The 23,876-nt window shown below is 38.9% G+C and carries 20 protein-coding genes and 1 pseudogene; 18 read left to right on the top strand and 3 right to left on the bottom strand.

Annotation, left to right across the window (positions count from 1 at the left end; all coding sequences use genetic code 11):
- The first annotated feature begins 984 nt into the window (after positions 1-984).
- The 10 genes and pseudogenes from ABLB98_RS09730 to ABLB98_RS09685 all read left to right on the top strand — a co-directional run bounded on the left by ABLB98_RS09730 (position 985) and on the right by ABLB98_RS09685 (position 9,424).
- Entirely contained in the window at positions 985-1,197 is a 213-nt protein-coding gene (locus ABLB98_RS09730; protein WP_046738190.1) for a TIGR03643 family protein, read from the top strand.
- Positions 1,198-1,294: 97 nt separating this feature from the next.
- Positions 1,295-2,068 carry an NAD(+) diphosphatase gene (gene nudC / locus ABLB98_RS09725; protein ID WP_348882167.1) on the top strand — a complete coding sequence of 258 codons (774 nt, stop codon included), beginning with the start codon at positions 1,295-1,297 and terminating at the stop codon, positions 2,066-2,068.
- 319 nt (positions 2,069-2,387) lie between these two features.
- Positions 2,388-2,897, top strand: a complete 510-nt coding sequence (locus ABLB98_RS09720) for a cytochrome b/b6 domain-containing protein (protein ID WP_348882166.1) — start codon at positions 2,388-2,390, stop codon at positions 2,895-2,897.
- A gap of 19 nt (positions 2,898-2,916) precedes the next feature.
- Positions 2,917-3,801: a cation diffusion facilitator family transporter gene (locus ABLB98_RS09715; protein WP_348882165.1), complete on the top strand. Its 885-nt coding sequence runs from the start codon at positions 2,917-2,919 to the stop codon at positions 3,799-3,801.
- Positions 3,802-3,854: 53 nt separating this feature from the next.
- Positions 3,855-4,508: pseudogene (locus ABLB98_RS09710) on the top strand (aldehyde dehydrogenase family protein); the annotation flags it as partial.
- Positions 4,505-4,891: a carboxymuconolactone decarboxylase family protein gene (locus ABLB98_RS09705; RefSeq protein ID WP_004660972.1), complete on the top strand. Its 387-nt coding sequence runs from the start codon at positions 4,505-4,507 to the stop codon at positions 4,889-4,891. The pseudogene ABLB98_RS09710 and the gene ABLB98_RS09705, both read left to right, overlap by 4 nt.
- Before the next feature lie 293 nt (positions 4,892-5,184).
- Positions 5,185-6,885: an NAD-dependent malic enzyme gene (locus ABLB98_RS09700; protein ID WP_348882164.1), complete on the top strand. Its 1,701-nt coding sequence runs from the start codon at positions 5,185-5,187 to the stop codon at positions 6,883-6,885.
- A gap of 213 nt (positions 6,886-7,098) precedes the next feature.
- Entirely contained in the window at positions 7,099-7,209 is a 111-nt protein-coding gene (locus ABLB98_RS09695; RefSeq protein ID WP_348882299.1) for a hypothetical protein, read from the top strand.
- Between the two features lie 298 nt (positions 7,210-7,507).
- The gene (locus tag ABLB98_RS09690) at positions 7,508-8,575 is read left to right on the top strand and encodes an amidohydrolase family protein (RefSeq protein ID WP_348882163.1); all 1,068 of its coding nucleotides are present in this window, start codon (positions 7,508-7,510) and stop codon (positions 8,573-8,575) included.
- Positions 8,576-8,584: 9 nt separating this feature from the next.
- On the top strand, positions 8,585-9,424 hold the full coding sequence (locus ABLB98_RS09685) for an SDR family oxidoreductase (RefSeq protein ID WP_249571452.1): 840 nt from the start codon (positions 8,585-8,587) through the stop codon (positions 9,422-9,424).
- A gap of 82 nt (positions 9,425-9,506) precedes the next feature.
- On the opposite strand, the gene ABLB98_RS09680 is transcribed toward ABLB98_RS09685, so the two are convergent.
- Positions 9,507-9,929, bottom strand: coding sequence for an Lrp/AsnC family transcriptional regulator (locus ABLB98_RS09680; protein WP_004660976.1), 423 nt, complete (start codon positions 9,927-9,929; stop codon positions 9,507-9,509).
- A 226-nt stretch (positions 9,930-10,155) separates the two neighbouring features.
- On the opposite strand from ABLB98_RS09680, the gene ABLB98_RS09675 reads away from it, so the two are divergent.
- From ABLB98_RS09675 to ABLB98_RS09645, 7 genes are all read left to right on the top strand, one after another.
- Positions 10,156-11,430, top strand: a complete 1,275-nt coding sequence (locus tag ABLB98_RS09675; protein WP_087543385.1) for a Glu/Leu/Phe/Val dehydrogenase — start codon at positions 10,156-10,158, stop codon at positions 11,428-11,430.
- Between the two features lie 79 nt (positions 11,431-11,509).
- Positions 11,510-12,715 carry an aspartate aminotransferase family protein gene (locus ABLB98_RS09670; protein WP_087543387.1) on the top strand — a complete coding sequence of 402 codons (1,206 nt, stop codon included), beginning with the start codon at positions 11,510-11,512 and terminating at the stop codon, positions 12,713-12,715.
- A gap of 22 nt (positions 12,716-12,737) precedes the next feature.
- Positions 12,738-13,781: an arginine N-succinyltransferase gene (gene astA / locus ABLB98_RS09665; RefSeq protein WP_348882162.1), complete on the top strand. Its 1,044-nt coding sequence runs from the start codon at positions 12,738-12,740 to the stop codon at positions 13,779-13,781.
- Positions 13,781-15,250: a succinylglutamate-semialdehyde dehydrogenase gene (gene astD / locus ABLB98_RS09660; RefSeq protein ID WP_348882161.1), complete on the top strand. Its 1,470-nt coding sequence runs from the start codon at positions 13,781-13,783 to the stop codon at positions 15,248-15,250. Before astA ends, astD begins: the two co-directional genes overlap by 1 nt.
- Before the next feature lie 32 nt (positions 15,251-15,282).
- Positions 15,283-16,623 (top strand): N-succinylarginine dihydrolase, encoded by a 1,341-nt coding sequence (gene astB, locus ABLB98_RS09655; RefSeq protein ID WP_348882160.1) that lies wholly within the window; start codon positions 15,283-15,285, stop codon positions 16,621-16,623.
- A 34-nt stretch (positions 16,624-16,657) separates the two neighbouring features.
- Positions 16,658-17,632, top strand: coding sequence for a succinylglutamate desuccinylase (gene astE / locus ABLB98_RS09650; protein WP_348882159.1), 975 nt, complete (start codon positions 16,658-16,660; stop codon positions 17,630-17,632).
- Positions 17,633-17,810: 178 nt separating this feature from the next.
- Entirely contained in the window at positions 17,811-19,205 is a 1,395-nt protein-coding gene (locus ABLB98_RS09645) for an amino acid permease (RefSeq protein ID WP_005161448.1), read from the top strand.
- A 212-nt stretch (positions 19,206-19,417) separates the two neighbouring features.
- Here ABLB98_RS09645 and ABLB98_RS09640 read toward each other — a convergent pair whose 3' ends face one another.
- Entirely contained in the window at positions 19,418-20,929 is a 1,512-nt protein-coding gene (locus tag ABLB98_RS09640; RefSeq protein ID WP_348882158.1) for an aldehyde dehydrogenase family protein, read from the bottom strand.
- Between the two features lie 142 nt (positions 20,930-21,071).
- Here ABLB98_RS09640 and ABLB98_RS09635 point away from each other — a divergent pair, with 142 nt between their 5' ends.
- On the top strand, positions 21,072-22,253 hold the full coding sequence (locus ABLB98_RS09635; protein WP_087546858.1) for a transcriptional regulator: 1,182 nt from the start codon (positions 21,072-21,074) through the stop codon (positions 22,251-22,253).
- 365 nt (positions 22,254-22,618) lie between these two features.
- Here the strand turns inward: ABLB98_RS09635 and ABLB98_RS09630 are convergent, their stop codons facing one another.
- Positions 22,619-23,791: an iron-containing alcohol dehydrogenase gene (locus ABLB98_RS09630; RefSeq protein ID WP_348882157.1), complete on the bottom strand. Its 1,173-nt coding sequence runs from the start codon at positions 23,789-23,791 to the stop codon at positions 22,619-22,621.
- Positions 23,792-23,876 lie beyond the last annotated feature (85 nt).

Genomic DNA, 23,876 nt, shown 5'->3' with positions numbered 1-23,876 from the left:
TCATCGGCAATGGTGATAAGTTGAATTGAATCCTTTTCGTATCTATCGCGAAATAGACTTAAATCAATATTGAATTAATTTCTGCATTTGGTTTAGCTTAAACAAGAATATTGACGTAACATTGGTCTGTCATTGTTCTTTGAATCCGACTTTGAATACATAAAATTTTATCTAAACCAATGTGATGAATGTGGTAGACAAATTTTTGATATAATCGTTTCGCTGCTTGCTGTAGTAGTTTTATGTTACAGCCTAGGACATTAATCTCACAGTAAATTTTAAAACTAATTCGTGAGACTCGTACTGAATTGTACTGTCTGAATAGCCGACCAAGATGACGAGTGCTTTCTTGGCTTAGTAACCAGTGTCTTTCTTTTTTCTGCTCTAATTTAACCCCATTGCATCCTATATAAAACGTAGATGTCTTATTACTTAATATGATCATTACTGATCAGAGAACTTTCTTGAGTTTGATAAATTCAGTTTGATTTAAGCTAATTCAGTTAACTTAAAAATACGCTAAAGCCGTACAAGTATAGTTACACCTTTCGCCACATTTCCAGATGTGGCTTTTTTTAATCTGGTTAACTTTAATTATCCAATCCTGTAAATATTCTGTTCCGTTTACGATGGTTTGTTTAAGTCAAAAAATTTTGATCTCTGAGTAGCCTAATCAAGGTTACATCCTAAAAAGACTACTCTCGTATAAAACGAATTATATAAAATTGTAGATCAATCACTTATGTTTTAAGGGAGATTAAATTTCTCCCTTATTTAGATCATTTTCTTATACTACTTCATCTTAAAAAATCACAAATTTTTCATCTATAACATCTTAATATCATCCAAATATTTAAATTGTGATAACAGATGATTGATCGTCATCTATTGCATGAATTTTTGAGTTTAATTCTAAAAAGTAAGGATGATTTTGTGATTCAGACAGCTCAATATCTCGATGGTGATATATCTAGAATTATTGAAATGGCTTGGGAAGACAGAACCCCATTTGAAGCGATCTCTCGTGAATATGGTTTGAATGAATCAGCTGTAATCCGACTTATGCGGCTTCATTTACAAACCAATAGCTTTAAGCTTTGGCGGAAGAGAGTAAGTGGACGTAAGACAAAACATTTGCAGTTGCGTTCGCCTGAAGTGTCTCGTGGTTACTGCTCACGCCAATATAAACATCATTGAATAAGATCAGTGACAAATTAGAAGTTTCCGTTCATAACTAATTCTACAGTATAGATTTTATTTATATAGATCAATTGCATATCACTAAGGTAAAGTAATGTCTAATTTATCAATTGCTTATATTTTTCAACAACAGCAGCTTTTAGTGGATCAAGATTTCCAACTTCCTCAAGTCGAAAGATTGCATAACGATCTGGCGTTATCAAGTGATCATAAAGTGATTGCTCGAGATTTGTCTGAAAATGAAACCATTCCTGAAGGATTCGATTTTGTACCGATTCGTCAATTAGTGCAGTTTTGGAATAAGACGCAATTTGAGCAAGCAAGTCGAGCTGTTCAATTACTTGAATGGCGACGTAATCATCAGTTTTGTGGTCGATGTGGAACTAAAACCACCCAGAGCATTGAGCAGTTTGCGATGGTTTGTTCAAGTTGTGGCTATACACAATATCCAAAAGTGAATCCATGTGTCATTACGATTATTACACGTGGGGATAATGAAATTCTCCTCGCAAAAAATGCACGAAATAAAACGAAAATGTATAGTTTGATCGCGGGTTTTGTTGAGGTAGGGGAAACATTAGAAGATGCCGTTCGACGTGAGACACTTGAGGAAGTAGGCCTACATATTAAAAATATAAAATATTTGGCAAGTCAGCCTTGGCCATTTCCAAGTAATTTGATGGTTGCATTTAAAGCAGATTATCACGCGGGTGAAATTGAATTACAGCAAGATGAGCTTAGTGATGCTCAATTTTTTAAATTTGATCAACTTCCAGAAATCCCATTTAAAGGCAGTATTGCCTATGCCATGATCATGCATATCATTCATGGTACAGCAGTCGCCGATGATACGAGTGAATGGTTATAATATTTATTGATTCATTTATTAGTATTATTCGGGCGGATTTAACCAATTTTATAATTCAGATATCCGAGTATTTTATGCTGAATTTTGCATAAAATACTTTCCTATTAAATATGAAAATAATTAGAGTTGTATTTACTCATGAATTTATAATGAATGAAATTGAGAATGATTGCTTTTATTTGGTGTTAAATGATATTTGTTTTTAGTTTTTTGATATTTAAACTATTTTTTAAAAATTAATTTAAATTTAAGATCACTTTTATAATGTAATAGTATGTTTTTATATTTTTTGAAATATGAATTTTAATGTCGGGGTGGTATGAAAAATAAATATCCTTTTCCTGTAATGATTATGCATTGGCTGACGGTTGTCCTTGTCGTAGTTGCTTATATCACTGGTGGAGATCCAACAGTGCATCTAAAAAGTGGAGAACTGCATGTTTTTGCTGGAGTCTCTGTATTTCTGTTATTTTTTATCAGAATTATAATGATTTCTATTTATAGAAAAGATCTCCCACACAATAAGCCGATGAGTAAATATCAGAAAACTTTATTTTTAATGGTGAAACATACGCTTTATTCATTGTTATTTTTAATTCCTGTATTAGGTTGGTTTACTTTATCTGGATTAACCGAAAGTTATCAGTTGTTTGGAATAAATTTACCTTTAATAAGTAACTCATGGGACGTTGAAATAATTGGTGAAACTCATGAATTTCTTGGAAATTTTTTCATGGTGCTTATAGGTTTACATGCATTAGCTGCCTTAATTCATCATTATGTATTTAAAGATAATGTTCTGAAAAGTATGCTTTATTTTAAAAAATGAACCAAGAGCTTAAAAGATTATGATTGAATCAAATATTGATCTTGAGGCGAGAGCAAAAGCTGCTTCCAAATCAACATGGATAAGTGTTGTTGTTAATATCTTTTTGTCGATTGGACAGATATTGATTGGTATTTTTTCAAAATCACAAGGTCTAGTTGCAGATGGTATTCATACTTTAAGTGATTTAGTTGCGGATTTTATTGTATTGATGGCGAACCGTCATAGCCAAAAAGCACCTGACGATGCACATCCATATGGTTATCTTCGTTTTGAAAATGCAGCATCTTTTATACTTGGTCTGATCTTATTCATTGTTGGTATCGGCATGTTATGGACGGCCACGCATAAGATACTGCATCCTGAACAGATTCCCAAAGTTCACAGTATGGCGCTCTGGGTTGCGATAACAGCCCTGATCTGTAAAGAACTTTTATTCCGTTATATGCTCGCTATTGCCAAAAAAGTAAAATCAAGTTTATTGATTGCAAATGCTTGGCATGCACGTTCAGATGCGGCATCTTCTTTTGTTGTTGCCTTAGGGATTTTAGGTAATCTCGCAGGATATCCAATTCTTGACCCAATCGCAGCCTTAATTGTCGGTTTAATGATTGCCAAAATGGGGTTTGAGTTTAGCTGGACGGGTTTACATGATTTGATGGACAAGTCAGCGAACGAAGATGAAATAGCTGCGATCAAAGCAACTTTGTTGAAGAAAGATGGGATATTGGGTCTACATCAACTGAGAACACGTAAAATGGGTGACATGATTATTGTCGATGTTCATTTGGAAGTCAGTGGCGAACAAAGTGTCAAAGAAGGACATAGAATTGCAGTAGAGGCGAGAAATGAAGTCCTTAAAAATCATAATGTCATAGATGTTGTCACTCATATTGATCCAATATAGTGAGGCATTGAAAATGCAAAGGCATCTAGAATAACTGATATTCAAGATGCCTAGATTTGGATGCTGCAATCGAAGGGGCATTAATTGCTAAATATCGCAATGCAGGACAAACCTGTGTTTGTGTGAATCGCTTTCTTGTTCAAGAAGGAATTTACGAAAAATTCATTGCTGCATTAAGTGAAAAGGTCAATGCTTTTGCAATCGGCAATGGTTTGGATGTTGGGAGTGAAATTGGTCCATTAATTAATGCCAATGCAGTGAAAAAGGTTGAAGCTCACGTCGCTGATGCCTTAGCTAAAGCAGGTCGTTGGGTCGCTGGTGGTAAACGTCATAGTGCAGGTGAGTTATTCTATGAACCTACCATTATTGCTGATGTCACCGCTGAGATGGATGTGGCGACACAAGAAACATTTGGTCCATTGGCTGCTGTATTCAAGTTTGAAACTGAACAACAAGCCATTGAAATGGCAAATGCGACGGAATTTGGCTTAGCGGCGTATTGTTATACCAAAGATTTAGGACGCGCTTGGCGGATGAGTGAGCAGCTTGAATACGGTATGGTTGGAATCAACAAGGGCTTAATTTCCAATGAAGTCGCACCATTTGGTGGAATCAAACAGTCGGGCTTAGGTCGTGAAGGTTCAAAATACGGGATCGAAGATTATCTTGAAATCAAATACACCTTAATTGGGGGATTGAATGCATGAGTAATGAAAAATTTGAAAAAGGCTTAGCCATTCGTAAACAAGTGTTGGGTGAAGCTTATGTCAATAATTCGATCAACAATGCTGATGATTTTAACTTGCCTTTACAAGAGTTAGTTACAGAGTATTGCTGGGGGGCAGTTTGGGGGCGAGAGGAACTGAGCAAGCCCGAGAGAAGCTTAATCAATCTTGCCATGATTTCTGCGCTGAATCGTCCACATGAGTTGAAGCTGCATGTCAAAGGTGCTCTGCGTAATGGTGTACCTAAAGAAAAAATTCGTGAGGTGCTGCTACAAGTCGCAATTTATTGTGGTGTACCGGCAGCCGTAGATAGTTTCCGAATTGCTAAAGAAGCGATTCAGGAATATGAACAAGAAAATAACTAATTAAACGATTGAGCAAACATTACACAGCATGCTGGTGATGTTTGCTTAAGTGGTTTCATTTTGGCTCTTCGCTCTTAAAGTGACATACCAATTGTTACGATTGTTGCGGTCAGGATGAATATAATTTAAACAGAGTATTTATTTTCTAAATAACCAATCACCTTTTATATCCTGAGATATATGCAGCTTTAGGTGTCTATTGGTGTAAATTATGCACTTCGTTTTAAGGTGATTTTAATTCCATCTTAAGCAAAGAAAATTTGATATTTGATAGATCATCGAAAGAGTAAGGTATGCCCGCAAATCCTAGTAAAACCCAAAAACCTTTATATATTCCCTATGCTGGGAACGCTCTTTTAGAACTTCCACTCTTGAATAAAGGTTCAGCTTTTTCGACTGAAGAGCGTGAGCAGTTTAACTTGCATGGACTGATACCTAACAATATCGAAAACATCGAAGAACAAACGCAACGCTCTTATCAGCAGTACTTGTCATTTGACAATAACTTGAATAAGCATATTTATTTAAGAAATATTCAAGACACAAATGAAACACTTTTTTATAATTTATTGAGTCAGCATTTAGATGAAATGCTACCCATCATTTATACACCAACCGTCGGCGAAGCTTGCCAGCGTTTTTCTGATATTTATCGTCGTCATCGTGGGATTTTCATCTCATACGCTGAACGTCAATACATCGATCAAATTATTCATAATGTGAATAAGAAAAATGTCAAAGTGATTGTCATTACTGATGGTGAGCGCATCCTTGGTTTAGGTGATCAGGGTATTGGTGGTATGGGAATTCCAATTGGGAAATTATCTCTATATACCGCATGTGGAGGTATTAGTCCTGCTTATACGTTACCGATTACGATAGATGTTGGTACCAATAATCAAGAATTACTCAACGATCCAATTTACATGGGATTGAAACAACCTCGAATCAGAGGGGAGCAATATTACCTATTTGTCGAACAGATTATTTCTGCTGTGCGTGAACGTTGGCCGAATGTGTTGATACAGTTTGAAGATTTTGCCCAAATTAATGCGATGCCATTGTTGACTCAGTATCGAGATAAAATTTGCTGCTTTAATGATGACATTCAAGGAACTGCAGCAGTTACAGTTGCCAGTCTAATTGCTGCATCAAGAGCACTTGGTAAACAACTTAAAGATCAAACCATTACTTTTGTTGGTGCTGGTTCAGCAGGATGTGGTATTGCTGAGCATATCGTTAGACAAATGATGGATGAAGGTCTGAGCGATCATGAAGCCCGTTCACGTATTTTCATGGTTGATCGCTTCGGTTTAATGACTGATCAACAGCCCAATTTACTCGACTTTCAACAAAAACTCGCAACATCTGTGAATACAATTTCAGAATGGGAATATTCAGGACAAGAGATTGCGCTACTTGATGTCGTAAAAAATGCGAAACCAAGTATTCTGATTGGTGTATCAGGGCAAGCAGGTCTATTTAGTGAAGAAGTGATTAAAACTTTGGCTAAATATTATAAGCATCCGATTGTTTTGCCATTATCTAACCCGACTTCTCAAGTAGAAGCTCAGCCAAAAGATATTATTGAATGGACGCAAGGTGCTGCAATCGTTGCGACAGGTAGTCCTTTTGCACCAGTATATTTCCAAGGTAAAACTTATACGATTGCTCAGTGTAATAATTCGTATATTTTCCCAGGAATAGGCTTGGGTGTGATTGCGTGTGGTGCAAATCATATTAGTGATGCAATGTTGATGGCTGCAAGCACAGCATTGGCAGATTGCTCACCGCGTTTAAAAAATCCAGCTGCAGATCTATTGCCAAATATTAATGACATTCATCAAGTCTCCAAATTCATTGCTTTTAAAGTTGCAAAAGCTGCGATGGCAGATGGATTAGCAGTACCCATGAGCAATGATGTGCTGAAAAATGTGATTGAAGATAATTTTTGGACACCTGAATATCGAAATTATCGCCGAGTTACTTTTTAATTGAGCCAGATCTAGTCTGATTGATGAAATGTAAATGTAATTCAGTAATCTAGAACAGAACAAAACCTGACTGATCTTGAATGATCTTTCAGGTTTTTAGCTTATTATTACTCTCATACAACTATCTGTTATATTTTTTTTATAAAATCTGTATCTACCTTTATCATCTGTATTCATTCAAAGTATAACGAGGTTGATATGAATGGGCTAAATATGAGTTTTTTAAAAAAGAAAAATAATGCGAGTTTCGTATTTTTTATTATCACACTCTATGCTTTGATCGGTTTTGGGTTAGGCTATATTATTTGGGAATATTTTCTTTAAAATCAGCTTCAAGTCTGATTTATAGCACTATTTAGCTATTCATTTAATACAGCAAATTTAAGCTTGGGAATCTGTTTCGCTACAATGATCACATCTACTGGATGCGGCTTGGATTATATTCATCCAGCCATTCAAAACAATGAATAATATTCATAGCTCTTCATTAGAATAAATCATTTTATTCATAGATTTTTGTTCTGTACTCTAAAAATAAGCCGTATTTTAAAAATTACATAAATGATGACTTGGGACGATGATCATCACATCTTCATCATTTGAAAGAATAAAGAGTGTTGGAATGAGAAAACTCGATTTTGCAATTATAGATCCGCATATCCATCAATGGGATCCATATCATACTCCACATTCTGCTGCCTTGTTGGTTAAAGCTTTGGGGAATTATCCCCGTGTGATGAATAAAGTTATTCGAGTCGTTAAACCGAAGCCACTTTTAGACACGCTAGGATTAACTAAATATGCGTTGAGTCCTTATCTCCCTCAAAATTATCATGAAGATATGGGACATCATAGGATTGAAAGCGTAGTGCATGTCGAAGCAAATTGGCATCATCACAAAGGCTTTGGTGTTGTCGAAGAAACCAAATGGATTCAACAATTAAATTTTAAAGACCAAAATTTAAAGCTAGGTGCAATTATTGCCACTGCTGACCCGCGAGATCGAAAATTTAAACAGATTTTAAAAGCGCATCAAGATGCCAGCCCTCTATTTAGAGGTATTCGTAAAATGGCTTCTTGGCATGAGGATTCTGGTATTTATCGTTGGTGTGATCAAGCACATTTATATCAGTCTAAAAAATTCCTTAAAGGCTTTGAACAACTTGCCAAAATGGATTTATCTTTTGATGCGTGGACTTATTCAACACAAATTTCAGAAATTACAAAATTAGCGAAACAATTTCCTCAAACACCTATAGTCGTTGATCATTTGGCAACACCCGCAGGACTTTTTGGCCCTATTGGCAAAAAAACTGGCCAAACACCATCACAACGTGCCGCCATTTTCCAGCAATGGCAGCATGATTTGGCAGTTTTGGCTGAGCAGAAAAATGTCTATGCCAAGATTTCAGGGCTGATGATGCCCGTGTTAGGACACCGATTTTATCAACAATACCGTACTGCAACCGTCTATGAAATGGTGAATTTATTAACACCATTGATTCAGCATGCAATACAGGTATTTGGTCCAGATCGAATCATTTTTGCTTCAAATTTTCCTATGGATAAAGCAAATGCAACGTTAAGCGATTTGATCCAAGCTTATATTGAAATGATTACACCTTATGGTGATCAAGCGATGTATTCCATTTTTAGACAAAACGCTGCCAATTTTTATCAATTAAATTAGAGTCATCATATGAAAAGTTTTAATCAAAAGGTTGCTGCAATTACGGGTGCAGGTTCTGGAATCGGTCAACAACTTGCTATTTTATTAGCACAGCAAGGCGCTGATTTAGCTTTAAGTGATGTGAATGATCAAGGTTTAGCCGAAACATTGTCTTTAGTAAAACAGTATCCTGTAAAAGTTACCTTAACCAAACTGGATGTTTCTCATCAGCAAGCTGTACGTGAATGGGCGGAGAATAGTTTCAATGATCATGGCAAAATCAATTTGATTTTTAACAATGCTGGCGTTGCATTAGCAAGCACAGTAGAAGGTATGAGCTATGAAGAAATGGAATGGATTTTTAATATTAATTTTTGGGGTGTTGTCTACGGCACAAAAGAGTTTTTGCCTTATTTAAAGCAAAGTGGTGAAGGGCATATCATTAATATTTCTAGTTTATTTGGACTCACTGCTCAACCTTCTCAAAGTGCTTATAATGCAACAAAGTTTGCAGTGCGTGGTTTTACCGAATCATTACGTCAAGAATTAAATATGCAAAATAATGGTGTCAGTGCGACTTGTGTACATCCAGGTGGTATACGAACCAATATCGCTAATAGTGCTCGTATGAGTGACAGTATTCGTTCTTTGGGTATGAACCCTGCAAAGGCTAGTCGATCATTTAATAAAGTTTTGAAAACCCCACCTGAAGAAGCTGCAAAAATCATTTTAGAGGCGGTCAAACAGGACAAAGCTCGAATATTGATTGGCAATGATGCCAAAATTTTAGATTTGATTCAGCGGATTACACCAACTCATTATTCTCAAGCATTGGATTTTTTAACCAAAAAAACTTCGAAAAAAAGTTAAAATATTCTTCAACCTAAGGATGCTCATTTAATTTGTGTGAGCATCCTAGTTAATTCATTTCAAGGTGAATTATCATCTATCATTATGTTTTATATGTAGAAAGTAAAATACTTGTTTCACTATTATAAATACCTGAAATATTTCGAATTCGTTCGAGTGCCTTGTCAAAATTTTCTAAACTGTCGGACTGTAATTCAACCAAAATATCCCATTTCCCGTTTGTAGTATGCAGGCGTTCAACGGCTGATTCTAGGCGTAATTCACGAATAACGGCTTGCGCTTTGGTTCCCTCCACCATGATATTCATCCACGCCCGAATAATATTTTTCTCCACATTAGGGCGAAAGCGTACAGTATATCCCGTGATGATACCCGTCGATTCCATGTATTCAATTCGTTTTTGCACAGTCGCTCTAGAGACTCGTGTTTTTGCAGCCAGATCTGTAATTGAGATCCGAGCATTATCTTTGAGTAAACCTAAGATAATATGATCAATATTGTTCATTTTGATACTTACTATTAGCAAATTGATAAAAATTAATTCATTTTAATCATTATAAAGAATTTTTTGAATCAATTTGATTTTTAATAATAATCAATATACAAAGCCCCAAACATTTTTTTCGAATGAATCAAGAAATCTATGTTGACACGGAACGATGGGGTGAGCGGAAACCTTTGCAGTAAGGGAATCTGTAGATAACAGGGACAATTGATTAATTAAGGAAAAGATGATGTCTTTATCATATGCGGCTCAAAATGGTAGTGCTTGGCAAACCTTTCTCACTCAAGTAGATCGTGTAGCACCTTATTTGGATGCCGACCTCAGCAACTTTATCAATACACTGAAAACACCAAAACGTACGCTAATTGTTGATGTGCCAATCGTGATGGATGATGGCACAATTCGTCATTTTGAAGGCTATCGCGTACAGCACAATCTCTCTCGTGGTCCTGGTAAGGGTGGTATTCGTTATCACCAAGATGTTGAGTTGAATGAGGTCATGGCCTTATCAGCATGGATGACCATTAAAACTGCGGTGCTTAATCTCCCATTTGGCGGCGCAAAAGGTGGTGTTCGTGTCAACCCAAAAGAACTTTCAACACGTGAATTAGAGCGTTTAACTCGTCGTTTTACTAGTGAAATTAGCCCAATTATCGGCCCACAAATTGATATTCCTGCACCTGATGTTGGTACTAATGCCAATATCATGGGCTGGATGATGGATACTTATTCAAGTATTAAAGGTCACACGGTTACGGGCGTTGTAACTGGAAAACCTGTGCATTTAGGTGGTTCACTCGGTCGTGTTCGTGCAACAGGTCGTGGCGTATTTGTTACAGGTATGCAAGTTGCAGAGCGTATCAAATTACCTATCGAAGGCAGCAAAGTTGCAGTTCAAGGCTTTGGTAACGTAGGTAATGAAGCTGCTTATTTGTTTAATCAGGCAGGTGCAAAAATTGTTGCTGTGCAAGATCACACAGGCACAATTTTTAATGCTGAAGGTTTTAACGTAAAAGCATTACAAAAGCATGTTGCTGAACAGGGTGGCGTGAAAGGTTTTGCTGAAGCCACTGTGATCTCGGATGAAGAGTTCTGGGATGTCGATATGGATATTTTGATTCCAGCAGCATTAGAAGGTCAGATTACGGTTGAACGTGCACAAAAACTCAAAGCGAAAATTGTGCTTGAAGGTGCAAACGGACCAACTTATCCAGAAGCAGATGATGTATTCGTTAGCCGTAACATTACTGTAGTGCCTGACGTAATTTGTAATGCGGGTGGTGTAACCGTCAGTTATTTTGAATGGGTTCAAGATATGGCGAGTTATTTCTGGAGCGAAGACGAAATTAATGAACGTCTCGACAAGCTGATGATTCAAGCCATGAGTGATGTGTGGAATACCGCAGCACAAAAGCAATGTAGCTTGCGTACAGCAGCTTATATTTTAGCATGTGAACGTATCCTCAAAGCTCGTAAAGAGCGTGGTATTTTCCCGGGATAAACCATCCATAAAGTTAAAGCAAACGGCTCATTGAATATTCAATGAGCCTGCATATCAAAACAGGAAGTGAGTAAATAAAATGAGCGAAGTCGCAATTACACGTAACAATTTTAATGATTGGATGGTGCCTGTTTTTGCTCCAGCAAATTTCATTTTGGTTCGTGGTGAAGGTTCTCGTATTTGGGATCAAAACGATAAAGAATATATCGATTTTGCAGGTGGTATTGCGGTTAATGCTTTAGGTCATGCCCATCCAGTTGCGGTAAATGCTTTAACAGAACAAGCTCAAAAACTTTGGCACATTGGTAATGGTTATACCAACGAGCCAGTATTACGCCTTGCAAAACAATTGGTTGAAAGTACATTCGCTGACAAAGTATTTTTCTGTAATTCTGGTGCAGAAGCGAACGAAGCAGCATTAAAACTGGCACGTAAAGTTGGTTTACTCAGTGGTAATCCAAATAAAAATCATATTGTTGCATTTAAAAATGCATTCCACGGTCGAACTTTGTTTACTGTAACAGCGGGTGGACAACCTAAATATTCTCAAGATTTTGCACCTTTACCGGGTGGAATCGAGCATACGGCATTTAATGATTTAGATGCTGCTAAAGCTATTATTACTGAAAATACCTGTGCGGTGATCGTAGAACCGATCCAAGGCGAAGGTGGTGTGTTACCCGCTGACATCGAATTTTTGAAAGGCTTACGTGCATTGTGCGATGAAAAAGGCGCTGTACTGATTTTTGATGAAGTACAAACAGGCGTTGGCCGTACAGGTTCACTTTATGCCTACATGAATACTGGCGTAACCCCAGATATTTTAACGACGGCAAAAGCCTTAGGTGGTGGTTTCCCAATCGGCGCAATGATTACTACAGATCATTATGCCAACATGTATGCGGTGGGTGATCACGGTACGACTTATGGTGGTAACCCATTGGCTTGTGCAGTGGCAGGTGCGGTGTTTGAATTCATCAATACACCAGAAGTTTTAGACGGCGTTAAAAAACGTCATCAATATTTCATCGATGCTTTGCATAAAATCAATGCTGAATATGGTTTATTCAAAGAAATCCGCGGTCAAGGTCTATTAATTGGTTGCGTTCTGAAAGATGAATATGCAGGCAAAGCAAAAAATATCGTGACCTTAGCGGGTGAAGAAGGCTTGTTGGCGTTGGTTGCAGGTACTGATGTCGTACGTTTTACCCCTTCACTGATTATTCCAATGGAAGATATTGACGAAGGTTTAAATCGTTTTGCTCGTGCCTTAGCACGCCTCTAAATCTTGTTGTGAGCATCTAACCATGATGATTGTTAGACATGCAGCGCATCGGGACTTAGATGATATTTATCGTTTAGCGCAAAGAGCAGGAGAGTCGGGCATTGGCTTGACCTCCTTACCAGAAAACAAAGAAATCTTAGCTGAACGTATTACACGTACGACTCACACTTTAGCGGGCTTAACCGAAAAGTGTGAGGCAAGTTATTTGTTTGTTTTAGAAGATACCAGTATTCACAAAATTGTGGGTGTGAGTGCGATTGAAGTTGCAGTGGGGTTAAAAGAACCATTTTACAACTTCCGTGTAGCAAAACAGGTGCATGCCTCTAAAGCCTTAAATGTGTATAAGACTTTAGATACTCTTTTTTTAAGTAATGATCATACTGGTTGCAGTGAACTCTGCACTTTGTTCCTTGATCCTGAATACCGCAAAAACCAAAACGGTAAGTTTTTATCCAAAGTACGTTTTCTGTTTATTGCAGCGTTTCGTTCTTTCTTTGAAGAAAGATTGATTGCTGAGATGCGTGGTTTTTCAGATCAAAATGGACATTCGCCATTTTGGGATTCGCTCGGTTATCTATTTTTTGATATGGATTTTGCAGCTGCGGATTATTTAAGTGGTGTAGGACAAAAAGCGTTTATCGCCGAACTCATGCCGAGATTTCCAGTCTATGTTGATTTGCTGACCTCAGAGGCGCGTGCTGTGATTGCTGAAGTACATCCGCACACATTGCCTGCGGCAAAAGTGTTGATGTCAGAAGGGCTTAAATATCAGGGTTATGTGGATATTTTTGATGCAGGACCAACACTGGAAGCCAATACCGCTGAACTACGTGCAGTCAAAGAGAGTCGTTTGCTCAACGTTCAAATCACTGAGCAAGTTGAAACGACAGAAACTCATTTTTTGGTTGCGAATGACCAATACCAAGATTATTGCGTGTTGTTGATCAATAACAAAATCACTGAAAGTGACACTTTGCAGATGACAGCAGCACAAGCACAAGCACTGAATATTGCTGAACACGATCAAGTACGCGTTTTAGCATTAGAAAAAATGGAGAAGAACTAATGTCACAAGGTGCATTATTAATTGATGGTGCTTGGATCCAAGGACAAGGAACCGCATTCAGTAAAACCAACCCTGTTAACAATCAGCAAATTTGGGCAGGTCATGAAGCCAGCCAAGCTGATGTTGAGCAGGCATGTCTTGCTGCTCGTCAGGCATTTCCTGCTTGGGCACGTATGCCGTTAGAAGATCGTATCGCAATTATTGAACGTTTTGCGAGTCTACTTGAGCAGAATAAAAATGAATTGGCTCAAGTGATTAGTCAAGAAACCAGTAAACCACTTTGGGAAACATTGACCGAAGTGCAATCAATGGTGGGCAAAGTCGCGATTTCAATTCGTGCTTATGATCAACGTACGGGTTTCAGTGAAACTAGAATGCCAGATGGTATTGCTTCATTACGTCATCGTCCACATGGTGTTTTGGCTGTATTTGGTCCATATAACTTCCCAGGTCATTTGCCAAATGGTCATATTGTTCCTGCATTGATTGCAGGCAATACCGTAGTGTTTAAACCAAGTGAACTTACCCCTTGGACTGCGGAAGAAACGGCAAAGTTATGGCAGCAAGCAGGTTTGCCGAATGGCGTATTGAATATCGTACAAGGTGGGCGTAGTACAGGTGAGGCACTTGCTGCGGCTGAACAAATTGATGGTTTGTTGTTCACAGGTAGTGCCAATACAGGTTATCACTTGCATAAGCAAATGGCAGGCGCGCCTGAAAAAATCCTTGCTTTAGAAATGGGTGGTAATAATGCCCTCATCATTGATGAAGCAACTGATATTGATGCGGTCGTGAATTTAGCGATTCAATCGGCTTTTGTTTCGGCAGGACAACGTTGTACTTGTGCACGCCGAATCATTGTCAAGCAGGGTGTAAATGGTGATGCCTTCATTCAACGTTTTGTAGAAGTCTCGAAGAATCTAGTTGTTGGTGCGTGGAATGCTGAACCACAACCATTTATGGGGGGAGTGATTTCTTCTCGTGCGGCTGAACAAATGTTAGTAGCACAAACTAAACTGATTGCTTTAGGCGCAAAACCATTATTAGAAATGACACGTCCACAAGCAGACAGTTCATTGTTGACTGCAGGCATTTTAGATTTAACACAGGTCGATGGTATTCCTGATGATGAATACTTCGGTCCATTGACGACAATTTATCGCTACAACACTTTTGATGAAGCATTAAGCATCGCCAATAACACTCGCTTTGGTTTGGCAGTTGGTTTGGTTTCACCTGATCGTGATTTATTTGATCGTGTCTTGGTTGAAGCACGTGCGGGTATTGTGAATTGGAATAAACCATTGACTGGTGCTTCAAGTGCAGCACCATTTGGTGGAGTAGGTGCTTCTGGCAATCACCGAGCGAGTGCCTTTTATGCAGCAGATTATAGTGCTTGGCCAATGGCATCATTGGAAAGTGATAACGTGACGCTTCCTGCAAAATTATCACCGGGCATTGTGCTCTAAGACGGATCGCATCGGGACACATGGAGAATAAAATGTCTGGTTATGAAATCAATTTTGATGGTTTAGTTGGTCCTACGCATCATTATGCGGGCTTATCATTTGGTAATGTGGCTTCAACTAAAAACCGTAATAATGCATCAAATCCTAAGCTTGCGGCAAAACAAGGCTTGAAGAAAATGAAAGCGCTTGCAGACTTAGGGCTTAAACAAGGCGTGTTTGCACCACAAGAGCGTCCGCATGTACCAACATTGCGTCGTTTAGGCTTTACGGGTAGTGATATTGATGTGATTGCTCAAGCCATGCGTACTGCGCCTGCGTTGTTATCATCATTGAGTTCAGCGTCATCAATGTGGACCGCGAACTCGTGTACGGTATCACCATCGGCTGACAGTACTGACGGGCGGATGCATTTTACTGCTGCAAACCTAAATAATAAGTTTCATCGATCAATTGAGCATCATACAACGACTCGTATTCTTCAAGCGATGTTCAAGAATGATGTATATTTCGCACATCATGAAGCATTGCCAGAAGCTGCTTTATTTGGCGATGAAGGTGCAGCCAATCATAATCGTCTAGGCGGTGCTTATGATCAGGCTGGCGTGCAAGTTTTTGTTTACGGTCAACAACAACTTGGTGGTACGGTTGCACCACAAAAATTCCCTGCACGTCAAACACGTGAGGCGAGTGAAGCGATTGCGCGTTTACATCGGTTAGATGCAAATCGTACTGTATTTATTCAGCAAAATCCTGACGTGATTGATCAAGGCGTATTTCATAATGATGTGATCGCCGTGAGTAACCAACAGGTGTTTTTCCATCACCAACATGCATTTTTAAATCAAGCTGCAGCCTTAGATGAAATTCGTCACAAGATGGCCGAAATTGAACAAGAGTTTGTTTCGATTGAAGTGCCTGAAAGTCGAGTGAAAGTTGAAGATGCTGTTTCAACTTATTTATTCAACAGTCAAATCTTAACCCGTGCTGATGGTGGCATGAGCATTGTTGTACCAGAAGAATCTCGTCAGAACTCAGCCGTTTGGAGTTACTTAAATGACATGATTCAAATGGGAACACCAATTGACGACATTAAAGTATTTGATCTGCGTGAAAGTATGCGGAATGGCGGCGGACCTGCATGTTTAAGACTTCGTGTTGCTGTAAACGAAGCTGAGTTGAATGCAGTCAATCCAAACTTGTTCATGAATGATGCTTTGTTCAAAACACTGAATCAGTGGGTGGATCAGCATTATCGTGATGAGTTAACGCAGGATGATTTGGCTGATCCAAGTTTATTGATTGAGAGCCGTACTGCGCTAGATGAACTCACTAAGATTTTAAATTTAGGCTCGGTTTATCACTTCCAAAGATAAAACAGCAGAGAACAGCTTTTAAGGATGAAAGTACATGGTTGATCTACTCGCGTTGACTTTAGCGCAACAGGAACCCGAGCAAATGCAGGGTGAAACAGTTGAGTTTACATGGCAATGGCTAGGTGAAGGGTTACTGCAATGTACACCTAAAACAGCGTATAGAAAAACCATGGTGCTTTCTGCTGGAATTCATGGTAATGAAACAGCACCGATTGAATTATTGTCTCGCATCATTAGTGACCTATTTGCTGAGCATTTAAAATTAGCGGTGCGTGTACTCTTTGTTTTAGGTAATCCTAAGGCAATTCGACAAGGTGTTCGTTATCTCGAAAATGATATGAACCGAATGTTTTGTGGTGCATATCAGCAGTTAGCACAAGATGATGAAACGCATCGAGCAGCACAATTAGAACAGTGTACTTCAGAGTTTTTTGAGCAAAGTCAGTTTGAAGCACAGCGCTATCATTATGATATGCACACTGCAATTCGTGCATCATTACTGCCTGTATTTGCATTATTTCCCTATCAAACACAGCCCTATGATGACTTCCTGATTCAAAGTTTGAATGCTGCGGATTTGGATGCTTTGGTGTATCACAATGCGGTTGGAAAAACCTTTACTCATTTTACAGCTGAACGATGTCAAGCGGCGAGTAGTACCTTGGAGTTAGGCAAAGCAAAGCCGTTTGGTCAAAATGATTTAACTGAATTTGCGAGTACCGATCAGGTTTTACGTGCGGTACTTTCAGAGCAGGCTTTGCCATGTAGACAGAAGCCAAGTATTCGCCAATTTAAGGTGGTGGACTCCGTTCTAAAGCAGAGTGACGATTTCCAATTGCAATTAAGTGCTGATGCACCTAATTTTTCGACCTTTCAGAAAGATGAGGTGATTGCAACTCAGCAAGCAGGCAATTATGTCGTCGATAATCAACAAGTTTGGATTTTATTTCCAAATCCAAATGTCAAGATGGGCTTGAGAGCTGGACTGGTTTTAAAGGAAATTGGGTAGCATACACATACATCGACTTTTAAAAAATGGATGTGATACGGAATAGGCGTAAATGGAGTTTGAATATGGATGTTCAGTAGAAAACAGAAGATCGGAAAAAATATCCATTGGATATTCATTTTTATGAAGTGGAAAGCAAGGACAGGTTGTCATAAAAAGATAGTTGGAGTGATCGTGTATGATTAACAATATGGAAGTGGGTAAGCCGCTAAAACGTGCCATGACGAAACGTCATTTGGTGATGATTTCATTAGGTGGTGCAATTGGAACGGGCTTATTTTTAGGCTCAGGTGATGTGATTTCACAGGCAGGTCCCATTGGTGCGATTCTCTCTTACCTGCTTGGTGGTATCATTGCCTACATGGTGATGCTGTGTTTAGGTGAGTTGGCAGTACAGATGCCAGTTTCGGGTTCATTTGGTGAATATGCCAGAACCTATATTGGACCAGGCACGGGCTATATGATCACATGGTTGTATTGGTTGACGTGGACTGCAACATTAGGTACTGAATTCACAGCTGCAGCTTTACTCATGCAGGAGTGGTTTCCTTCCATATCCATGTGGACATGGACCTTATTATTTGCAGCACTGGTCTTTACGCTGAATGTGAGTTCCACTCGGTTATTTGCTGAGTCGGAATTTTGGCTATCTTTGGTTAAAGTTCTCACCATTATCTGTTTTATTGCATTGGGCCTAGCCGCTATTTTTGGCTTGATCTCCTATCATGGTCATGAGTCAGCACCGCTGTTTAGTAAATTGACCGAGCATGGTTGGTTCCCAAATGGTATTTACCCAATTTTTGCCACAATGCTGATCGTTAATTTTGCATTCTCTGGTACAGAACTGATTGGGGTTGCCGCAGGGGAAGCTGAAGAACCTGCGAAAACGGTACCGAAAGCAATTAATGCTGCAATTTGGCGTTTATTGATTTTCTTTGTTGGTACGATTGTGGTGATTTGTGCATTACTGCCTTATGAAATGGCAGGACTCAATGCAGAAGGCGTAAGTAATAGTCCATTTGTAACGGTATTTAATTACATCGGCATTCCATATGCAGAAGATATTATTCGTTTTGTGATTATTACTGCACTTTTATCGGCTGCCAACTCAGGCTTATTTGCTGCTTCTCGAATGATGTGGTCATTGTCAGCGCAGAATCAACTTCCTAAAGTGTTTGCTAAATTGACACGTTCAGGTACGCCAATTATTGCCATTATTGTCACCATGTTTGGTGCAATTCCTGGTTTATTATCTGAACAATTTGCGCCTGAAACCATTTTTAAAAATTTACTGGGTGTTGCTGCTTTTACTATGGTCGTGGTTTGGATCTCAATTTGTGTGAGCCAATTTAACTTCCGTAGACAATGGATCAAGTCTGGAAAAACGGTAAAAGATCTTAAATTTGCTGCGCCGTTGTTTCCGTTGACACCAATTTTAGGTGGGGCTTTCTGTGTCATTACTTGTATTAGTATGGTGGCAGATCCTTCAATGCAAGTTGGTTTTGTCTGCTGTGTTCTATTTATCATCGCCTGCTATGCAAGCTACTATATGTTTTATAAAAACAAAGCTTAACTGTATAAGCTAATCTTTCATAAAAGACGAATCCTTACTCAGAATCTTTGAGTTGAGATTCGTCTTTTTTACTTTAGGAAATGACCATTTAGCTGTTTATAAAATGTAAAAAACTTCAAATAAAGATGACAAAAAAGAGCAAGTGCCGTAGTACTTGCTCTTTTCATTTGATTTAGGATATTTACTTATAGGTAAATATCGCTAGTCATGTTTTAGAAGAATCCAGCAGGTTTAGTTGAATAACTCACCAATAAATTCTTGGTTTGTTGATAGTGATCTAACATCATTCTGTGGTTTTCACGACCCACGCCTGATTTTTTATAACCACCAAATGCAGCATGGGCAGGATAGATGTGATAACAGTTTGTCCAAACACGGCCTGCTTCAACTGCTCGACCAGCGCGGTATGAAGTATGTGCAGAACGAGCCCAAACCCCAGCACCTAAACCATAGATGGTGTCATTTGCGATTTTTATGGCTTCATCAAAATCTTTGAACGTTGTTACAGATAGAACTGGTCCAAAAATTTCTTCTTGGAAGATCTGCATCTCGTTGTGTCCTTTGAAGACAGTTGGTTCGATATAGAAACCTTCACCCACTTCTTGTCTAGCACCACCACCCGTAAGAAGTTCAGCGCCTTCTTCTCGACCCATGTTAATACAACGTAGGATTTTTTCCTGTTGTTCTTGTGAAGCTTGTGCACCAACCATTGTTTCAGTATCAAGTGGATGTCCAACTTTGATACGTTTCACACGCTCAATGGCTTTTTCTAAGAACTTATCCGCAATACTTTCTTGAACTAATGCGCGAGATGGACAAGTACAAATCTCGCCTTGATTGAGTGCGAACATTGCAAAGCCTTCAAGTGCTTTATCAAGAAAATCATCTTCTTGATCCATAACATCTTCAAAGAAGATATTTGGAGATTTTCCACCAAGTTCTAAAGTGACTGGAATAATATTCTCAGTTGCATATTGCATGATCAATTGTCCAACTTGGGTTGAACCTGTAAATGCAATTTTGGCAATACGAGGATTAGTGGCAAGTGGACGGCCTACTTCGACACCATAGCCATTCACAACGTTTAATACACCAGCAGGTAGAATATCTTGGATTAATTCTAAAACAAGTAGAATGCTTACAGGTGTTTGTTCTGCTGGTTTTAATACGACACAGTTACCTGCTGCTAGTGCAGGAGCAAGTTTCCATGCAGCCATGAGAATTGGGAAGTTCCATGGAATAATTTGTCCAACGACACCTAAAGGTTCGTGGAAATGGTAAGCGATTGTATCTTCATCGATTTCTGAAATGCCACCTTCCTGTGCACGGATACAACCAGCAAAATAGCGGAAGTGGTCAATTGCCAATGGAATATCGGCAGCAAGTGTTTCTCGAACAGGCTTACCATTATCCCAAGTTTCTGCAACGGCAAGATATTCTAGATTTTGTTCTAGTCTATCAGCGATTTTAAGTAAAATATTTGAACGTACTGTCGGAGAGCTTTTATTCCACTCAGCTTTGGCTTTGTGTGCTGCATCTAATGCGAGTTCGATATCTTCAGCTGACGAACACGGTACTTTTGTAAATACTTTGCCATCGACAGGAGAGATATTATCGAAGTATTCTCCTTTAATAGGTGCTACCCATTGACCGCCAATAAAGTTCTCGTATTGAGCTTTGAATTGAACCTTTGAATCAGGTTGATTAGGATCGACATAACGCATATATATATTCCTTTGCTTATAATTGATCTGTTAAGCATCTACAGCTTTGGTATAAGGTACTTTTGTACGCTATTTGATTAGGATATAACTGGGAAGGTTGGAGAAAGGTTGGAAAACGTGGTCATTAGTAAGGGATACACAAATGTTTACAAAACGAGACCTATTACAACAACGAACATCAATTGATCAACTTAAGCGACACAATAGTTTGTCGCCGCAAAGTGCTGAAATGTTAGGACAAAGTATTGCCAGTTCTTGGCAACGCTCAGCATCTTGTGCTATTCCAAAAGAGCGCTTGGCTGCACCTTTATTGGCACAACATAACAAAGCAAAAACGACTTTAGATTTAGCATTAGAGGCTTGTTCAAATGATCTCAGTCATATTGCGGCACAATCATCTATGGTGATTGCGGTTGGCGATGTGGGGAGTACAATTATTTGGACTGCTTCCAGTACGCAGATGCAAAGCGCCGCTGAAAAGGTACATTTTATTGCAGGCGGTCAATGGGCAGAAGAAGAGGTTGGGACGAATGCCTTAGCGCTGTCTTTAAAGACTCAACAATCTAGTTGCGTGTTTTCAAATGAGCATTATATGGAATCCGTGCATGACTGGGTTTGTTATGCAGCGCCAGTGATTGATCCCTACTCCAAACAAGTGTTAGGTGTGGTGGATTTATCCACAACTTGGAAAAATCACAATACGCTCGGTGTATTGGCTGCTGAGCGTTGTGCATCTATTATTCAAACCGCTCTGATTGAACAGCAACGTCAGCGTTTATATATCCGTGCTTTTACTTCACCGCAAGTGATGTTTAATAATAAATCTTTGGTTTTAACGCCGCGTCAAATTGAAATTTTGGCAATTTTAGCGCTCTGTCCGAATGGTTTAAATTTAGAAAATTTACATCAAGCGCTTTATGGTGAGCGTAAAGTCAGTGTTGGAACGTTAAAGGCTGAGATGTCACAGTTACGTGATATTTTGGGCGGAATGCTAGGCTCAAGACCTTATCGCTTACTTGCAAATGTAGAAGCTGATTTTTTATATGTGGAACAGGCACTTGACTCGGGTTATATCGCCTCAGCATTACAATTGTATAAGGGTATCTTCTTATCAAAAACAGAAAGTCCTTTCCTATGCGCATGGCGAGATTGTCTTGAATCACGTCTCAGCGATATGATTTTTAAAACCAAAGAAATTGATGTATTACTGAAACATGTAGCTCATTTTCCTGAAGCAATTGATGCCGTTGAAAGATTAATTGAATTATTACCCTTAGATCATCCTGCACATCAATCGCTGAGCAAATTCAGAGATATGTCATAACTACAGCGGATCTAAAAAATAAAATTTTGTTTTATTATTCAATAACAATGGATGATATCTTTTGGGATGTCATTTAGCTGGCATTAGAAAAATTTGTCTAAAGGCATATCATCTAATCAAATTGAAAAACAAGATGATTCGCTTAATTTAGTTCATATCTTTTAAATATATAACAGCGTTTGACCTTATCAAAGACACGGTTAATTTAGAAAAAATGATTCACAAGTTCGCTGAAATTTGATTCGATTATGGATGTTGATAAGCTCAATGAAATAAAAAAAGGGAATACCTTTTGAGGGGTATTCCCAAAATCAAGTAAGCCGACGGTCGGAGAGATTCAGCTTACTTCTCGGGAAAAGCGTGGATTACAATGCTGCTTTAAAAATCTCAACAACTTGGGCATGCGTTGCTTTGCGAGGGTTAGTCAGCATACAGGCATCTTTTTGAGCATTTTCAGCCATGATTGCAAGATCTTCAGTTTTCACACCAAGTTCAGTTAAACCTGATGGGATACCGATTGAAGATGATAATTCCCGAATGGCGTCAATGGCTGCAAAAGCCGCTTCAGTTTCTGTAAGCCCTTCAGTATTTACACCCATAAGTTCAGCAATTTTTGCATAACGGTCTTGGCAAGAAATTAGATTGAACTCACATACATGAGGGAGCAATACCGCATTACATACACCATGTGGGAGATTATAGAATCCGCCTAATTGATGAGCCATGGCATGGACATAACCTAGAGATGCATTGTTGAATGCCATACCTGCGAGGTATTGTGCATAGCTCATTGCATCACGTGCTTCAATATTTTCACCATTTGCAACCGCAGGGCGTAGCCATTGGCTAATCATGGTAATGGCTTTTTCTGCACAGGCATCGGTGATTGGGTTTGCTGCAGTCGATACATAAGCTTCAACTGCATGTGTAAGTGCATCCATTCCTGTTGCAGCGGTTAAACCTGCTGGCTTTGCAACCATAAGTTTAGGGTCGTCGATTGCAATCAACGGAGTACAGCGCCAGTCAACAATTGCCATTTTTACGTGGGTATCGGTATTGGTAATAATACAGAAACGGGTCATTTCTGATGCAGTACCCGCAGTCGTATTAATCGCAATAAGTGGGGTCATTGGTACTGTACTTTTATCAATACCTTCATAGTCACGGATATGACCACCGCCAGCCGTGACGAGTCCAATCCCTTTTGCACAATCGTGTGATGAGCCACCACCTAAAGAGACAATAAAATCACAGCTATTGTCGTTATAGGCTTCTACACCATGATGCACATTGATGTCAGTTGGATTTGGTTCAGCGCCTGGAAAAATGTGGCTGTCAACGCCTGCATCTTTTAAATATTGTGCAATGGTGTCTGCAACACCAAATTTAAATAAGCCTTGATCAGTTACGATCAGTGCTTTTTTTGCACCAAGATTCTGTGCTTTCGCACCGATTTCTTTTGCACAGCCTGGTCCAAAGAGAGATACACAAGGGATGTAAAAACCGTTAGTTTGATCTGCAATATTTTTAAAAGCCATGGAGTGATTCCTTCTTCCATATTCCATTGTTTGTTATTCAGTGATCTCATCACTGTAGGCTCAGTATGCAAGGCTTAAAAATTTT

The organism is Acinetobacter yuyunsongii (genome assembly GCF_041021915.1).
GTDB lineage: Bacteria > Pseudomonadota > Gammaproteobacteria > Pseudomonadales > Moraxellaceae > Acinetobacter.
This window is presented reverse-complemented; position numbering and strand designations above follow the sequence as displayed.

Excerpts from the sequence above, each read along its gene's own strand:
- ABLB98_RS09730 (WP_046738190.1), top strand. The coding sequence starts at position 985 with ATGGCTTGGGAAGACAGAACCCCATTTGAAGCGATCTCTCGTGAATAT.
- nudC (WP_348882167.1), top strand. The coding sequence starts at position 1,295 with ATGTCTAATTTATCAATTGCTTATATTTTTCAACAACAGCAGCTTTTA.
- ABLB98_RS09720 (WP_348882166.1), top strand. The coding sequence starts at position 2,388 with ATGAAAAATAAATATCCTTTTCCTGTAATGATTATGCATTGGCTGACG.
- ABLB98_RS09715 (WP_348882165.1), top strand. The coding sequence starts at position 2,917 with ATGATTGAATCAAATATTGATCTTGAGGCGAGAGCAAAAGCTGCTTCC.
- ABLB98_RS09705 (WP_004660972.1), top strand. The coding sequence starts at position 4,505 with ATGAGTAATGAAAAATTTGAAAAAGGCTTAGCCATTCGTAAACAAGTG.
- ABLB98_RS09700 (WP_348882164.1), top strand. The coding sequence starts at position 5,185 with ATGCCCGCAAATCCTAGTAAAACCCAAAAACCTTTATATATTCCCTAT.
- ABLB98_RS09695 (WP_348882299.1), top strand. The coding sequence starts at position 7,099 with ATGAGTTTTTTAAAAAAGAAAAATAATGCGAGTTTCGTATTTTTTATT.
- ABLB98_RS09690 (WP_348882163.1), top strand. The coding sequence starts at position 7,508 with ATGAGAAAACTCGATTTTGCAATTATAGATCCGCATATCCATCAATGG.
- ABLB98_RS09685 (WP_249571452.1), top strand. The coding sequence starts at position 8,585 with ATGAAAAGTTTTAATCAAAAGGTTGCTGCAATTACGGGTGCAGGTTCT.
- ABLB98_RS09680 (WP_004660976.1), bottom strand. The coding sequence starts at position 9,929 with ATGAACAATATTGATCATATTATCTTAGGTTTACTCAAAGATAATGCT.
- ABLB98_RS09675 (WP_087543385.1), top strand. The coding sequence starts at position 10,156 with ATGATGTCTTTATCATATGCGGCTCAAAATGGTAGTGCTTGGCAAACC.
- ABLB98_RS09670 (WP_087543387.1), top strand. The coding sequence starts at position 11,510 with ATGAGCGAAGTCGCAATTACACGTAACAATTTTAATGATTGGATGGTG.
- astA (WP_348882162.1), top strand. The coding sequence starts at position 12,738 with ATGATGATTGTTAGACATGCAGCGCATCGGGACTTAGATGATATTTAT.
- astD (WP_348882161.1), top strand. The coding sequence starts at position 13,781 with ATGTCACAAGGTGCATTATTAATTGATGGTGCTTGGATCCAAGGACAA.
- astB (WP_348882160.1), top strand. The coding sequence starts at position 15,283 with ATGTCTGGTTATGAAATCAATTTTGATGGTTTAGTTGGTCCTACGCAT.
- astE (WP_348882159.1), top strand. The coding sequence starts at position 16,658 with ATGGTTGATCTACTCGCGTTGACTTTAGCGCAACAGGAACCCGAGCAA.
- ABLB98_RS09645 (WP_005161448.1), top strand. The coding sequence starts at position 17,811 with ATGATTAACAATATGGAAGTGGGTAAGCCGCTAAAACGTGCCATGACG.
- ABLB98_RS09640 (WP_348882158.1), bottom strand. The coding sequence starts at position 20,929 with ATGCGTTATGTCGATCCTAATCAACCTGATTCAAAGGTTCAATTCAAA.
- ABLB98_RS09635 (WP_087546858.1), top strand. The coding sequence starts at position 21,072 with ATGTTTACAAAACGAGACCTATTACAACAACGAACATCAATTGATCAA.
- ABLB98_RS09630 (WP_348882157.1), bottom strand. The coding sequence starts at position 23,791 with ATGGCTTTTAAAAATATTGCAGATCAAACTAACGGTTTTTACATCCCT.